Source organism: Frankia sp. AgB1.9 (assembly GCF_016786355.1).
Lineage (GTDB): Bacteria > Actinomycetota > Actinomycetes > Frankiales > Frankiaceae > Pseudofrankia.
Genome location: NZ_JADWYX010000005.1, coordinates 49,788 through 64,184 on the forward strand (window position 1 = coordinate 49,788; position 14,397 = coordinate 64,184).

Annotated in this window: 14 protein-coding genes; all 14 read right to left on the reverse strand. The window is 71.0% G+C overall.

What is annotated here, in order from left to right; genetic code table 11:
- Positions 1–19 precede the first annotated feature (19 nt).
- Positions 20–475 carry an Rrf2 family transcriptional regulator gene (locus tag I6A60_RS03055; RefSeq protein ID WP_013422290.1) on the reverse strand — a complete coding sequence of 152 codons (456 nt, stop codon included), beginning with the start codon at positions 473–475 and terminating at the stop codon, positions 20–22.
- A gap of 113 nt (positions 476–588) precedes the next feature.
- Positions 589–1,524, reverse strand: a complete 936-nt coding sequence (locus tag I6A60_RS03060; RefSeq protein WP_203016847.1) for a sulfate/molybdate ABC transporter ATP-binding protein — start codon at positions 1,522–1,524, stop codon at positions 589–591.
- Positions 1,525–2,403, reverse strand: coding sequence for a sulfate ABC transporter permease subunit (locus I6A60_RS03065; protein WP_203016845.1), 879 nt, complete (start codon positions 2,401–2,403; stop codon positions 1,525–1,527). It lies immediately after the preceding gene.
- Positions 2,396–3,136 carry a sulfate ABC transporter permease subunit CysT gene (cysT, locus tag I6A60_RS03070; RefSeq protein WP_307838674.1) on the reverse strand — a complete coding sequence of 247 codons (741 nt, stop codon included), beginning with the start codon at positions 3,134–3,136 and terminating at the stop codon, positions 2,396–2,398. Before cysT ends, I6A60_RS03065 begins: the two co-directional genes overlap by 8 nt.
- A gap of 72 nt (positions 3,137–3,208) precedes the next feature.
- The gene (locus I6A60_RS03075) at positions 3,209–4,246 is read right to left on the reverse strand and encodes a sulfate ABC transporter substrate-binding protein (protein WP_238434645.1); all 1,038 of its coding nucleotides are present in this window, start codon (positions 4,244–4,246) and stop codon (positions 3,209–3,211) included.
- Between the two features lie 339 nt (positions 4,247–4,585).
- Positions 4,586–5,437: a GNAT family N-acetyltransferase gene (locus I6A60_RS03080; protein ID WP_203016839.1), complete on the reverse strand. Its 852-nt coding sequence runs from the start codon at positions 5,435–5,437 to the stop codon at positions 4,586–4,588.
- A gap of 21 nt (positions 5,438–5,458) precedes the next feature.
- Complete coding sequence (gene ispG, locus I6A60_RS03085) at positions 5,459–6,613, reverse strand: flavodoxin-dependent (E)-4-hydroxy-3-methylbut-2-enyl-diphosphate synthase (protein ID WP_203016837.1); 1,155 nt, start codon at positions 6,611–6,613, stop codon at positions 5,459–5,461.
- Positions 6,614–6,782: 169 nt separating this feature from the next.
- Positions 6,783–7,961: an RIP metalloprotease gene (locus I6A60_RS03090; protein ID WP_203016835.1), complete on the reverse strand. Its 1,179-nt coding sequence runs from the start codon at positions 7,959–7,961 to the stop codon at positions 6,783–6,785.
- 5 nt (positions 7,962–7,966) lie between these two features.
- Complete coding sequence (gene dxr / locus I6A60_RS03095; RefSeq protein ID WP_203016833.1) at positions 7,967–9,199, reverse strand: 1-deoxy-D-xylulose-5-phosphate reductoisomerase; 1,233 nt, start codon at positions 9,197–9,199, stop codon at positions 7,967–7,969.
- 87 nt (positions 9,200–9,286) lie between these two features.
- Positions 9,287–10,552, reverse strand: coding sequence for a PHB depolymerase family esterase (locus tag I6A60_RS03100; protein WP_203016831.1), 1,266 nt, complete (start codon positions 10,550–10,552; stop codon positions 9,287–9,289).
- Complete coding sequence (rlmN, locus tag I6A60_RS03105) at positions 10,539–11,750, reverse strand: 23S rRNA (adenine(2503)-C(2))-methyltransferase RlmN (RefSeq protein WP_238434646.1); 1,212 nt, start codon at positions 11,748–11,750, stop codon at positions 10,539–10,541. The genes I6A60_RS03100 and rlmN overlap by 14 nt, the downstream gene beginning before the upstream one ends.
- A 49-nt stretch (positions 11,751–11,799) precedes the next feature.
- A complete protein-coding gene (locus tag I6A60_RS03110; protein WP_203016829.1) occupies positions 11,800–12,738 on the reverse strand; it encodes a phosphatidate cytidylyltransferase in 939 nt (312 codons plus the stop codon).
- 129 nt (positions 12,739–12,867) lie between these two features.
- Positions 12,868–13,425, reverse strand: coding sequence for a ribosome recycling factor (gene frr, locus I6A60_RS03115; RefSeq protein WP_203016827.1), 558 nt, complete (start codon positions 13,423–13,425; stop codon positions 12,868–12,870).
- Complete coding sequence (gene pyrH, locus I6A60_RS03120) at positions 13,422–14,201, reverse strand: UMP kinase (RefSeq protein ID WP_203016824.1); 780 nt, start codon at positions 14,199–14,201, stop codon at positions 13,422–13,424. The genes frr and pyrH overlap by 4 nt, the downstream gene beginning before the upstream one ends.
- Between the last annotated feature and the right edge of the window lie 196 nt (positions 14,202–14,397).

Genomic DNA, 14,397 nt, shown 5'->3' on the forward strand with positions numbered 1-14,397 from the left:
GTACCGGGGCGGTCCGGGGTCAGCGGCGCGACCAGGCGCCCGGGGCCTGGCTGTGCTCGCGGATCAGCTCGGGCAGCTCCCCCGAGGCGATGTCGGCGAGGGTCACGGACTCCAGCACCTGGCGCAGGCTCACCCGGACCGCGATCCAGACGTCCTGGAGGTTCTTCGCCGCACCCTCGTAGGTGACCTCCTCCGGCCGCCGGCCGCGCACGCCGGCGAGCGGGCCGTCGGTCGCCCGGATGACGGTGGCCACGTCGATCTCGGCGGCCGGGCGGGCCAGCTGGTAGCCGCCCTCGGCGCCGCGCCTGCTGGCCACCAGGCCGCTGCGGCGCAGGTCGGTCAGGATGTTCTCGAGGAACCGCAACGGCAGGTCCTGCGCCGACGCGAGCGTCTCACCCTTGACCAGCCCGCCGTCGCTGGCGGCGAGGGTCAGCAGTGCGCGCAGGGCGTAGTCGGCACGCGCGGAGATCTGCATGCTTCCATCTTGCCGCGCCTGCCATGATCACGCCCACGGCGGGTACCGTGCCGCGCGTCCACGGCGCTGGCCACGCCCCGGTCATGGGTTCGCCGGTGGCCAGCCCGTGACGATCAGCGGGGAGCGCGGATCCACACGCGGTCGCCGGTGGCGAGACCGAGGGCCTCGGACTGCCCGCGGGTGAGCTGGGCCCAGGGCTGCTCCGCGCCGGCGTCCAGCGTGACCCGGACCTCGAAGCCGATCCGCTGCAGGCTGGCAACCGCCGCCGGCACGGCCTCGGGCGTCTCGGCCGTGAAGATCTCCAGGTCGTGCGGGCGGACCAGCCGGCCGGCGAGATGGGTGACCGGGCCGAGGAAGCTCATCACGAAGTCGTTCGCCGGCTTGTCGTAGACCTCGGCTGGGCTGCCGACCTGCTCGATCCGGCCGTGGTTGATGACCACCAGCTCGTCGGCGACCTCAAGGGCCTCCTCCTGGTCGTGCGTCACGAAGATGGTCGTCACGTGCACCTCGTCGTGCAGCCGGCGCAGCCAGTCGCGCAGCTCCTTGCGGACCTGGGCGTCCAGCGCCCCGAACGGCTCGTCGAGCAGGAGCACCGACGGCTTGACCGCCAGGGCGCGCGCGAGCGCCATCCGTTGGCGCTGGCCACCGGAGAGCTGCTCCGGCAGCCGGTCGGCGAACTGCTCCAGGTGGACGAGGGCCAGCAGCTCGTGCACCCGCTCGCGGATCTCGGCCTTCGGCCGCTTGCGGACCTCCAGGCCGAACGCGACGTTCCGGTACACCGACAGGTGCTTGAAGGCGGCGTAGTGCTGGAACACGAAGCCGACGTTGCGCCGCTGAGGCGGGACACCCGTGGCGTCCGTCCCGTTGATGTGGATGGTTCCGGTGTCCGGCTGCTCCAGCCCGCCGATGATCCGCAGCAGGGTGGACTTGCCGCCACCGCTGGGTCCCAGCAGTGCGGTCAGGCCGCCGTCCGCCACGGTCAGGTTGACGTCGTCCAGCGCGACGAAGCTGCCGAACCGCTTCCCGACCGACTTGACCTCGATGCTCACCTAGAGCCCACCCTCGTCCAGTACCGCGGCGTGCGGTTCGACATTGTTGGATCCGCTGTTGGATCCGCTGTTCGATTCGCTCCTGATCCGCCGGAGGTTGACGACGACGATCGTGAGAACGGTGACCACGATCAGCAGGAACGCGAGCTGGTAGGCGCCCGGCTCCAGCTGCTGGATTCGTTCGGAGACCAGCAGCGGCACGGTCTGGGTCTGGTTGACGCCGCTGACGTTCCCGGACACCACGAGTACCGCGCCGAACTCTCCGATCGAGCGGGCCAGGCTGAGCACGATGCCGTACAGCAGCGCGGGCCGGATGATCGGAATCGTGATCCGGACGAACCGCTGCCAGGCGTTGGCCCCGAGCACCCGGGCGGCCTGCTCCTGGTCGATCCCTGCCTCGTCGAGGACGGGAACCAGCTCGCGAAGGATCAACGGCATCGACACGAACGTGGTCGCGAGGATCATGCCGGGCACCGCAAAGATGATGTTGAATCCCGCGTCGTGCAGGCCGCGCCCGAACCAGCCGTCGACCGGGCCGTAGACCAGCACCAGCGCGAGGCCGACGACGATCGGCGACACCGAGATCGGCAGGTCCGCCAGCGAGTTGAGCAGCCGGCGTCCCGGGAAGCGATACCGGGTGATCAGCAGTGCCAGCCCGACCCCGAACACCGTGTTGAGCGCGACCGAGGCCAGCGAGATCTCCGCGGTCAGCCGGAAGGCGGTCACCGCCTGGTGGGAGCTGATCGCCGACCAGAACGCCGACGCGCCCGGGCTCACGGTCTTCCAGACGACGACCACCAGCGGAACCAGCACGAGGACCGCGACGTAGGCCAGCGCGACGAACCGCCGGACCAGCCGGCCGGCGCTGCGGCTACCCACGGCGGGCCGCCGCGCGCTGGAGCAGATCCAGGCCGATGATCACCAACAGGCTGACCGCCAGCAGGACGGTGGCGGTCGCCGCGGCGGCGGCGAAGTCGAAGTTCTCGATCTTCTGATACGCGAACATCGACGAGACCCGGGTCCGGCTCAGCCCGCCGGAGATCAACAGCACCGACCCGTACTCGCCCATCGCCCGGGCGAAGGCAAGGGCGGCGCCGGAGGCGATGGCCGGCAGGAGCAGCGGGAGCACCACCCGCCGGAAGGTCGTCCAGGGCGATGCACCCAGGCAGGCCGCGGCCTGCTCTGCGTCGGTGTCGAGCGCCATCAGCACCGGCTGGACCGACCGGACCACGAACGGGAGCGTCACGAAGAGCAGCCCGAGCACGATGGCCCGCTGCGTCCCGAGCAGGTGGATCCCGACCGGGCTGTTGGTGCCGTACACGGCCAGCAGCACCAGCCCGGCCACGATGGTCGGCAGCGCGAACGGAATATCGATGATCAGGTTCACCAGCCGCCGGCCCGGGAAGGGGTCGCGCACCAGCACCCAGGCCAGCAACGTCCCCATCACCGCGTTGATGACAGCCACCAGCAGGGAACTGGTCACCGTCAGCCGCAACGCCCGTACGGCGCTCGGATCGGTGATGTTGTTCCAGAAGCCGCTCCACCCGCCGGTGAACCCGCGCGCGACGACGGCCGCCAGCGGGATCAGCACCAGCAGGCTCAGCCACAGCACCACCAGCCCCAGCCCCAGCCCAGACCCGCGGCCGAGCCGGTGAAGCCGTTGGAGCTGGCTCCACCAGGGTGCTCATCCGGTGGCGTTCTCGATCTTCGTCACGATGCCGGTGTCGGCGCCGAAGAAGTCCTTGTTGACCTTGGTCCAGCCGCCGAGGTCCTTGATGGTCGTCAGCTTGGCGACGGTCGGGAACGGCTTGCTCGGGTCGTTCGCGCCCTGCACGGTGCCGACGGTGACGTTCTTGTCGACCGGCCGGAAGCCCTTGCTGGCGAAGATCGCCTGACCCGCGTCACTCCGGGCGAAGTCCAGGAACGCCTTGGCCGCCGAGTTGGCGGTGAGGGTCACCGCGACCGGGTTCTCGATCAGGAAGCTTTCCTTCGGGACGACGTAGTCGAGGCTCGTGCCCTTCTGCCGGGCGCCGATGGCCTCGTTCTCGTACGAGATCAGCACGTCGCCGGTGCCCGCGGTGAAGGTCGTGGTCGCCTCGGCGCCGCTGGACGGCTTGCTCACGACGTTCTTGAAGAAGGACGTCAGGTACGCCTGGGCATCCGCGTCCGTGCCACCCTCAGCGATGATGTGCTCGTAGGCCGCGAGGATGTTCCACTTGGCCGAGCCGGAGGACGCCGGGTCGGGCGTGACGATCTTCACGCCGGGCTTGATCAGGTCGTCCCAGCCGGTGATGTGCAGCGGGTTGCCCTTGCGGACCGCGATCACGACGACAGAGTCGGAGATCTGGCCCTTGTTGGCGTCCGAGTTCCAGCTCGCGTCCACGAACTTCGGCACCAGGCGCGTCACGTCCGGGTCGAGCGAGAAAGCGACGAAGTCGGCCTTCTGGCCAGCCGCCACGGCCTTGCTCTCGGTGCCACTCGCCCCGAAGGTCTCCGAGAACTTGACGCCCTTACCGGCGTCGGTCTTGAGGAACGCCACCTCCAGCGCGTCGTACGCGGGCTTGGGAACCGAATACCCGACGATCGCGACTGTCTGGCCCGCGTTCGGGCCCGGGGTGCTGCTCGCCGCCGCGCTGCCGCCGCCGCCCGAGCTGCCGCCGCACGCGGCCACCGCCAGCGCGACAGCCGCACCAGCAGCGATCAGGGGTACCCCGCGGCGCATGCGGCCCGCTGTTGGCCCCCATGTCCACGGACCCGCTCCCCGCCCAGATGACCCCAGCCTCGTGGGCTTCATATCTGTTCCTCCCAGGACACGCACACAGCGACGGTACACGCAAGTCAATCGGACTTGTCGGGAACGACAGCATGCCAGAGGGATCACGGGAGAACCAGTCGCTCGTTGCACCAATGACACGATCTTGTAACAATCGGCCATCAGCGTAGAACGAGCGGAATGACCAAGCTCAAAAACCCTGCCCGGCCGAGAGAATCGCTTTCTCTAGTTATCTCATCGGAATTATGAAGAATAGGCCGAGCAAGAGCACCGGGGTATCCCGACGATCTAGAACAAAACGGACGCGAACGTGCCAGCTCGCCGGAAGCCCACCCGTTCATAGGCGCGGCGGGCCGGGGTGTTGAAGTCGTTGACGTACAGGCTGACCACCGGCGCGTACATCGCCTGGGCCAGCGCGACGACGCTCGCCGTGCCCGCGGCGCCGTACCCGCGGCCACGCAGGGCCGGGTCCACCCAGACGCCCTGCACCTGGCTGACCCCACCGGCGATCGCGCCGATCTCGGCCTTGAACAGCACCCGGCCGTCCTCGATGTGCGCGAAGGAACGGCGCTGCCCGACGAACTCCGCCACCCGGGCCCGGTAGAGCGCCCCGCCGTCGGCCAGGATCGGCGAGACGCCGATCTCCTCGGTGAACATCGCGATGCTCGCCGGCATCAGGATGTCCAGCTCATCGGGCCGGACCAGGCGTACCGCTGGGTTCGGCCGGATCAACGGCGGGCCGTCGATGACCAGCAGCGGCTGCTCGCCGCGTACCTCCCGCGCCGGCCCCCAGGCCGGCTCCAGGTGGCGCCACAGCTCGGCGACAGAGCGCGCCTCACCGACGATCGACGAGCAGCGCCGGCCGGCGCGTCTGGCCCGCTCGGCGAACAGCTTCACCGACGCGGGCCCGGCACCGACCGGCCACAGGTTCGCGCCCGAATAGCACAGCGCGGCTATCCGGCCGTCGACGACGTGTCCCCAGACCTCGGCGCCGAGCCGCCACGGGTCCAGCCCACACGCCTCGACCCGGGACGCGACGAAGACGTCGGTCACCGGGTCGCGCGCGAGCAGCTGGCGTACCGAGGGCAGGTCACGGTCGTCCAGCAGTCTCACCGGGGCTGACCGAAGCGGCAGTCCCATCCGCTGCCGTGCCCGCCGCCGCTAGCCGACGGAGACGGACGGATCGCCGGAGGCGACGCCCTCGGCCTCCATCTCCTCGGCCAGTCGCATGGCCTCCTCGATCAGGGTCTCGACGATCTGCGCCTCGGGCACGGTCTTGATGACCTCGCCACGCACGAAGATCTGACCCTTGCCGTTGCCGGACGCGACGCCCAGGTCGGCCTCGCGGGCCTCACCGGGGCCGTTGACGACGCAGCCCATGACCGCGACCCGCAGCGGGATCGTCATGCCCTCCAGGCCGGCGGAGACCTGCTCGGCCAGCGTGTACACATCGACCTGGGCCCGGCCGCAGGACGGGCAGGAGACGATCTCGAGGCGCCGGTCGCGCAGGCCGAGCGATTCCAGGATCGCCATGCCGACCTTGACCTCCTCGACCGGAGGGGCGGACAGCGACACCCGCAGGGTGTCACCGATCCCCTCGGCGAGCAGGGCGCCGAACGCGACGGCGGACTTGATGGTGCCCTGGAACTGCGGGCCGGCCTCGGTGACACCAAGGTGCAACGGGTAGTCGCAGCGCTCGGCGAGCATCCGGTAGGCCTGGATCATCACGACCGGGTCGTGGTGCTTGACCGAGATCTTGATGTCGCGGAAGTCGTGCTCCTCGAACAGCGAGCACTCCCACAGCGCCGACTCGGTCAGCGCCTCCGGCGTGGCCTTGCCGTACTTGGCCAGCAGCCGCTTGTCCAGCGAGCCGGCGTTGACGCCGATCCGGATCGGGACGCCGGCGGCCTTGGCCCGCTTGGCGATCTCGCCGATCTTGTCGTCGAAGGTCTTGATGTTGCCGGGGTTCACCCGGACGGCGGCGCAGCCGGCGTCGATCGCGGCGAACACGTACTTCGGCTGGAAGTGAATGTCGGCGATCACCGGGATCGGGGACTTGCGGGCGATCTCGGCGAGCGCGTCGGCGTCGTCCTGGCTCGGCACGGCCACCCGGACGATCTGACAACCGGACGCGGTCAGCTGAGCGATCTGCTGCAGCGTCGCGTTGACGTCCGCGGTCAGCGTGGTGCACATCGACTGCACCGAGACGGGGGCGTCGCCACCGACCAGGACGCTGCCGACCTTGATCTGCCGGCTCACCCGGCGCTTGCCGAGCGGACGAGCCGGAGCCTGTGGCATGCCCAGAGTTACGGTCACTTTGTCCTCACTGGAATGTGATTACGGTGTGCGCGTGGCCCTGTGTTCGTCTCGACAGGACCGGCTGTACCCGCCTTGAACAGGATCGGGTGTGTCACCTGAACCAGGATCGGCTGTGTCACCTGGACCAGATTCGGCTGTGTCACCTGGACCAGGATCGGGTCAGCGATCACTGCAGGCGAATCGGGTTGACGATGTCGGCGGACAGGACGAGCAGACTGAACCCGAGCAGGATGACCACCGTCGCGTACGTGGCTGGTAACAGCTTCGCGAAGTCCACCCGCTTCACGGGACCACGGTAGCCACGCAGCCGGCGAAGCCCGTGCCTGGTCTGTTCGAAGCCCAGGACGGCGATGTGACCGCCGTCCAAGGGCAGCAGCGGCAGCAGGTTGAAGATCCCGACTGCCAGGTTGATGCCGGCCACCAGGACCAGGAAGCCGCGGATCCGGTCGGTCCACGACGTGTCCGGCGCCGCGACCACGTCGCCGCCGATCCGGGCGGCCCCCACCACGCTGACGAACCCGTTCGCGTCCCGGTGGTTGCTGAACAGGTCGCCCAGGCTGGAGAGCCGGTGCGTCAGCGTCTCGTACATCCCCTTGGCGCCGGTCCACATGAAGTCGCCGGTGCTGGAGATGGCGGAGATCGGCCCGTAGTGCTTGGTGTCGGTGCCCTGCCGCACCCCGAGGGCGCCGACCGGGTCGGTGCCGGCGAGGCCGGTCGTCCGGTTCCGCAGCACCTGCACCAGGTCCGGGGTCAGGGTGACCCGCTTGCCGTCCCGGTCGACGACGATCGTCGCCACGCCCTGGCCGTGGTTGCGCACGAGCTGGGTGAACTGCTTCCAGGTGGTGATCGGGGTGCCGTCGAAGCTGACCACCCGGTCGCCCACCCGTATGCCGGCGGCCGCGGCCGGCCCGGGGCCGGTGCACGCGCTGCTGGTCGAGACGCAGCTGGTGACACCGATCTTGTTCTGACTGTCGGTCGGCGTGCCCAGGGCCAGCAGCACGCCGTAGATCATGATGATCGCGATGATGAAGTGGACGACCGAGCCGGCCGACATCACGACCAGCCGGGCCTTCGCGGACTTGTTGTAGAACGCCCGCGGCTCGTCCGCCGGGTCGATCTCCTCGAGCGGGGTCATCCCCTCGATCTTGACGAACCCACCGGCCGGGATGAGCTTGACGCCGTACTCGGTCTCGCCGCGGACTCGTGACCACAGCGTCGGGCCGAAGCCGACGAAGAAGCGGGACGCCTTCATCCCGTAGTGCCGAGCCGTGATGAAGTGCCCGGCCTCGTGCAGGCAGACCGAAATCAGCAGCGCCGCCGCGAAGGCGACGATGCCGAGCGCCATCACCGTTACACCACCGCGCCTTCGACGGCCACCGCGCGTTCGATCAGGCGGCCCGCGGCGGCCCGCGCGTCCTTCTCGGTGGCGAACACCTCGTCGAGCGTCGGCTTGGCGATCACCTCGTGGGCGGCGAGCACCTCGGCGACGATGTCGACGATGCGGACGAACGGCAGCTTCCCGGCCAGGAACGCGCCGACGACCTCCTCGTTGGCCGCGTTGAACACCGCGGGCGCCGTCCCGCCGCGCTTGCCCGACTCGCGGGCGAGCGCGACCGACGGGAACGCCGTCGTGTCCAGCGGTTCGAAGGTGAGGTTCTGGGCGCGAGTCCAGTCCATCGGCGCCTGGGCCTCGGGAACCCGGTCCGGCCAGCCGAGCGCGAGGGCGATCGGCAGCCGCATGTCCGGCGGCGAGACCTGGGCGATCGTCGAGCCGTCATAGAACTCGACCATCGAGTGCACCAGCGACTGTGGGTGCACGACCACGGCGATGTCGTCGTACGGAACGCCGAAGAACAGATGGGCCTCGATGAGCTCGAGTCCCTTGTTCATCAGCGTCGCCGAGTTGATCGTGACGAACGGCCCCATGTCCCAGGTCGGGTGGGCCAGCGCCTGCTCCCGGGTGACCTCGGTCAGCTCCGCGCGGGTCCGGCCACGGAACGGGCCGCCGGACGCCGTCAGCACCAGCTTGCGGACCTCGTCGCGCCGGCCGCCCCGGAGGCACTGCGCGAGCGCCGAGTGCTCCGAGTCGACCGGGATCAGCCGGTCCGGGTCACCACCGAGCGCGTCGAGCACCAGCGGGCCACCGGCGACCAGCGACTCCTTGTTCGCCAGGGCCACGGTCCGGCCCGCGGCGAGCGCCGACAGCGTCGGCGCGAGGCCGACCGATCCGGTGATGCCGTTGAGCACGACATCCGACTGCCAGGCGGCGATCTCGATGGCCGCCTCCGGCCCGGCGAGGATCTTCGGGACCGCGAACTCGCCCTTGCGGTAGCCACGCTTGGCGGCCTCCGCGTAGAACGCGAGCTGCAGATCCTGCGCGGCCGAGGCGGCGGCGACGCCGACCACCTCGACGCCCAGGTCGAGCGCCTGCTGAGCCAGCAGGTCCACCCGGGAACCCCCGCCGAGCAGCCCGACCACCCGGAACTTGTCCGGATTGCGCTGGACTACGTCGATTGCCTGGGTTCCGATCGATCCCGTCGACCCGAGCAGAACGACCTCACGAACGGCGCGCGGTTTCGACACCAGACCATTGTCGCAGGCCCATCGGTCGACCGACGACGGCCTGTTCAGTTCATCCTGTTCTCTGCACGACACGTCCGGGCCCCAGCCCTAGTTGCCGGCGGCGCCCAGCGCGCCGCCGAGGGACTGGGCGAGGCTTGGGGAGGTCGGGGAGACGACCGAGCCGAGGACCGGGTGTGACTGGAAGTACAGCAGGCTGACGACGGTCGCGGAGAAGGTCGCCGCCGTCGGGCCCAGCTCGGGATGGGCCGGCGCCTGCGGCCAGGTGTGACCGCCCCCGCTGACCGACAGCGCGCCGACGTCGGGCTTGCCGTTGCAGGTCCACGACGTCAGGGCACCGAGCCCGGGCAGCTGCTCGGTCGCCGCCGCCGCGGCGCACCCGGTGGCCTGCGCGTACCGGCCGAGCCGTTCGGCCACCGGCTGCGTGGTGACGCCGGCGAACGGCGCCGTGCGCGCCGGGCCGCCGCCGTCCCAGGGGGCGATCGGGTCCGCCGCGCCGTGGATCTCGAAGAGGTTCGTGACCGGGCTCGGGCAGCTGGCGGGGACGAGGCTGCCGGCGACCGAGACGATCGCGGCGATCCGGCCCGGCATCGCGCAGCTCGCCGTGACGGCCATGTCGGCGCCGTCGCCGAGGCCGGCGGCGAAGACCTTGTTGTCCGCCATGCAGCCGCGGGTGCGCAGGTCGCCGACCAGCGCGGCGATGAAGGCCACGTCGTCGGGCCCGGCCGCCGTCGACCTGGTGACGTTCCACCGGTTGCTCACCCCGGCCGGGTACGCCACGACGTAGCCGCGCTTGGTGGCCGTGCCGGCGAGCCCGGTGTCCGCCTCGGCCTGCAGCGGGCTCTGGCCGGCGGCGTGGAAGTTCAGGATCAGCGGCAGCGGGCCGGTGTTCGGCAGGGGCTGCGGAACCGCGAGCAGGTAGGTCCGCTTCACCGAGCCGACCGTGACCGTCTGGCTCGTCACCCCTCCCGGCAGGGTCCTGCCCGTCTGGCAGCCACTCGGGCCGGTGGGCACCGCCACCACCGCGGGGGCGCTGGAGCCGCCGGCCTCGGACGATCCGCTCGCGGCCGCGTCGGGGAAACCCGCCTTCGCTGCGGCGGCGCCCAGGCTGCCGCCGCCAGCCGCCGGGTGGGACGGCTGATGGGCCAGGATGTACCAGAGCAGCAGGACGAGCACGCCCAGCGCGGCGACGATCGGTAGCCAGAAGGTGCTGCTTCGAGAGCCGGCTGCCAGGCCGGCGCGGCGGCGCGCGGCGGACGTCCGAGCGCCGGCGCGCGTCGACAGGCCGCGGCCCGCGTTACGCCGGCCGGCCGGGTCGTCCCGGCGGCCGCGCGACGCGGGGTTACCGACGGCCATGGTCCACCGCGGCGTTGTCGGCGGCGAGCTGGCCACACGCCGCGGCGATCTCCCGGCCGCGGGTGTCCCGGACCGTCGTGGTGATCCCGCGGGCGCGCAGCCGCGCGACGAACTCGCGCTCGTTGGCTGCCACGCTGGCGTGCCAGCTGGAGCCCCTGGTCGGGTTGAGCGGGATCAGGTTGACGTGCACCGGGCGGTCGCGCAGCAGCCGGCCGAGCAGGTCGGCCCGCTCGGGCTGGTCGTTGACGCCGTCGATGAGGGCGTACTCGATGCTGATCCGGCGGCCGGTCCGGGCCGCGTAGTCCCACGCGGCGTCGAGCACCTCGGCGACCTTCCACCGGGTGTTGATCGGCACCAACGTGTCGCGCAGCTCGTCGTCCGGGGCATGCAGCGAGACCGCCAGGCGCACCGGCAGCCCCTCCCCCGCCAGCCGGCCGATCGCCGGGACCAGCCCGACGGTGGAGACGGTGAGCGTCCTGGCCGAGATCCCCAGCCCGTCCGGAGCCGGGTCGCTGATCCGATGCAGCGCGGTGACCAGCGCCTTGTAGTTCGCCAGCGGCTCGCCCATGCCCATGAAGACGACGTTGGACAGCCGGGTGTCGCCGGCCTGCCCGGCCGGCAGCCCGCCGTTGGCTGGCAACCCACCGTGCCTCAGCACGCGGGCGGCATCCACGACCTGTTCGACGATCTCCGCGACGGTCAGGTTGCGGGTGAGGCCGCCCTGTCCGGTGGCGCAGAACGGGCAGCCCATGCCGCAGCCGGCCTGGCTGGAGACACACACGGTGGCCCGGTCCGGGTAGCGCATCAGCACCGACTCGATGGTCGCGCCGTCGACGGTGCGCCAGGCGGTCTTGCGGGTCGCGCCGTCGTCACAGGTCAGTGTCGTGGTCGCCGTGAGCAGCTGGGGCAGCAAAGCGTCGGCCAGCGGTGCGCGAACGGCCGCGGGCACGTCGGTCATCCCGGCGGTGTCACCGGGCGCGGCCAGCCGGGTGAAGTAGTGGCGGGCGAGCTGGTCGGCCCGGAACGCCGGCTGGCCCAGCTCGACGGCGACCGCGCGCCGTTCGTCGCGGGACAGGTCGGCCAGGTGACGCGGCGGCTTGGGCCGGGAGGCCCGGGGCGTGAGGGTGAGCGCCAGCGCCCGACCCGCGCCCGGTGCGTCGCCGGCGGGGTGGTCGTTGTGGGCGCTGGTGGCTGTCATGGCTCGTCCAGTGTGCCAAACCCGGCAGAGGCGGCACGCGGGCGCCGTGTCAGGACGGGGGCAGGAAGGCGGTGATCAGCAGCCAGGCCACGGGCGCCGTGCACAGCAGAGAGTCCAGCCGGTCCATGATCCCGCCGTGGCCGGGCAGCAGGTTGCCCATGTCCTTGATGCCGATGTCCCGCTTGAGCAGGGACTCGCCGAGGTCGCCGACGGTCGCGGTGCAGACGACCGCGAGCCCGAGCAGCACCCCCTGCCAGATGCTGCCCCCCAAGGCGAACCGCATGACGACGCTGGCGACCACCACGCAGGCGAGCGCCGAGCCGGCGAAACCCTCCCAGGACTTGCCCGGCGAGACCGTCGGCGCCAGCTTGTGCCGGCCGCCGGAGAGCACGCCGGCCGTGTAGCCGCCGATGTCGCTGGCGACGACGGTGCCGAGGAAGGCCACGAGCCGCCAGTCGCCGTCGTCCGGGGCCGTGAGCAGCGCCGCGAAGCCCGCGGTGAAGCCGACGTAGACCGCCGCGAAGATCGTCCCCGCGAGGTCCGCCAGGAGCCCGGCCGGGTCCCCGACGGCGCGGACCGCCAGCGCGACGAGCAGCGTGACGGCGAGCGTTCCGATCAGCGCGCCAGGCCCGTAGAAGTAGGCCACGACCGGCATCGCGACGGCTCCGGCCACCAGGGGGACCAACGGCGTCCGCAGCCCCGCGAGCCGCAGCGCCCGGACCACCTCGAAGGTGCCGATCGCCACGGCGACGCTGACGACGCCGACGAAGCCCGGCTTCAGGGTGAACAGCGGAACCAGGATGAGCGCGCCGAGGATGGCGCCTACCGCGATCGCGGCCGGCAGGTTGCGCCCGGCCCTGATCCGCCGTCGAGGCGGCCGGGGGGCGGCGGGTTCGTCCCCGTCTCCTGGCGCGCTCATGGTGCCGTCGACCGGTTGGGCCGCGAGGGCCGCAACCCCGGGCGCGGTGGCGCGCAGACCTTCGCTCACCTCGTCCCTTCGCTCACGTCGGATCGCCGGCCGTGGCTCCGGCCAGCCGTACGTCTCGCCACGTCGGGGGGATCCTCCCCCGGCGGCAGAGAGCGGGCCACCGGAGCCGCCACCGGGCAGGTCGAGGGGTCAGACCGAGAGGAGGTCGGACTCCTTGGCCTTCAGCAGCTCGTCGATCTGGGCGACGTAGCGGTGGGTGGACTCTTCCAGGTCCTTCTCCGCGCGGCGGCCCTCGTCCTCGCCGGCGTCGCCATCCTTGACGATCTTGTCCAGCGCCTCCTTGGCGTGCCGGCGCACGTTACGGATGCTGATCTTCGCGTCCTCGGCCTTGCCGCGGGCCACCTTCACCAGGTCGCGTCGACGCTGCTCGGAGAGCTCCGGGAAGACGACCCGGATGATCGTGCCGTCGTTGCTGGGGTTCACGCCGAGGTCCGAGTCACGGACGGCCTTCTCGATGGCGCCCAGTGAGGACTTGTCGAACGGCGTGATGATGACCATGCGCGGCTCGGGGATGTGGAACGACGCGAGCTGCTGCACGGGGGTCGGAGCGCCGTAGTAGTCGACGAGGATCTTCGAGAACACCGACGGCGTGATGCGGCCCGTCCGGATGTTGGCGAAGTCGTCCTTGGCGACCGTGACGGCCTTGTCCATCTTCTCCTCGGCCTCGAGGAGTGTGTCGTCGATCACCGCTGTCCTTCCGTTCCGTAGGCGTCGACACTGACCAGAGTCCCGATCTTCTCACCTCGGACGGCTCGCGAGATGTTTCCTTCGGTGAGCAGGTCAAAGACGACGATCGGCATCGCGTTGTCCATGCAGAGGCTGATCGCCGTGGCGTCCATGACCTTCAGCCCACGGGCGAGGACCTCGCCGTAGGTGAGGGTGTCGAACTTCACCGCTGTGGGGTTCGTGTTCGGGTCGGAGTCGTAGACGCCGTCCACCTTGGTCGCCTTCAGCACGGCCTGGGCCTTGACCTCGAGGGCGCGCTGCGCGGCGGTCGTGTCGGTGGAGAAGAACGGGGCACCGAGGCCGGCGCCGAAGATGACGACCCGGCCCTTCTCCAGATGCCGGATGGCCCGCAGCGGCAGGTAGGGCTCGGCGACCTGGCCCATCGCGATCGCGGTCTGGACCCGGGTGACGGCACCCTCGCGCTCCAGGAAGTCGGCCAGCGCCAGGCAGTTGATGACGGTCCCGAGCATGCCCATGTAGTCGGCCCTCGCCCGGTCCATGCCGCGCTCGGCGAGCGCGGGGCCGCGGAACATGTTGCCCCCGCCGACCACCACCGCGACCTCGATGCCGGACCGGGCGACCGCCGCGACCTGGCGCGCGATGGTCGCGACGGTGGTCGGGTCGATGCCCAGCGGATCCCCACCGGCGAACGCCTCGCCGGAAAGCTTGAGCAGGACGCGCGGCCACCTGGGCTCGATGTTCTCCAGCCCGGTGGCCACCTCGGCTTGATCGATCACGGGTGGCCCTCTCCCCACGGAGGCTTCCGGAAGCCCGCTCGGAGATGAGCGCGCCCCCATTGGCATCGCTGCGGCCGCCGGACTCGTCGGCCGGAGACATCGCTGTGTGCAGTCTGCCCCATCGCGGGTCACCTCCGGCGGCCCGTCCCCCGGCGGACCCGAGACCAGCTCCGACAAATGCCACGGGCCGGCGCCT

What these genes read in the sequence shown, in the direction of transcription:
- rlmN (WP_238434646.1), bottom strand. Translation starts at nt 11,750, where the DNA reads ATGACAGCCACCAGCGCCCACAACGACCACCCCGCCGGCGACGCACCG.
- I6A60_RS03055 (WP_013422290.1), bottom strand. Translation starts at nt 475, where the DNA reads ATGCAGATCTCCGCGCGTGCCGACTACGCCCTGCGCGCACTGCTGACC.
- I6A60_RS03100 (WP_203016831.1), bottom strand. Translation starts at nt 10,552, where the DNA reads ATGGCCGTCGGTAACCCCGCGTCGCGCGGCCGCCGGGACGACCCGGCC.
- I6A60_RS03075 (WP_238434645.1), bottom strand. Translation starts at nt 4,246, where the DNA reads ATGCGCCGCGGGGTACCCCTGATCGCTGCTGGTGCGGCTGTCGCGCTG.
- I6A60_RS03080 (WP_203016839.1), bottom strand. Translation starts at nt 5,437, where the DNA reads ATGGGACTGCCGCTTCGGTCAGCCCCGGTGAGACTGCTGGACGACCGT.
- I6A60_RS03090 (WP_203016835.1), bottom strand. Translation starts at nt 7,961, where the DNA reads ATGGCGCTCGGCATCGTCGCCTTCGCGGCGGCGCTGCTGATTTCGGTC.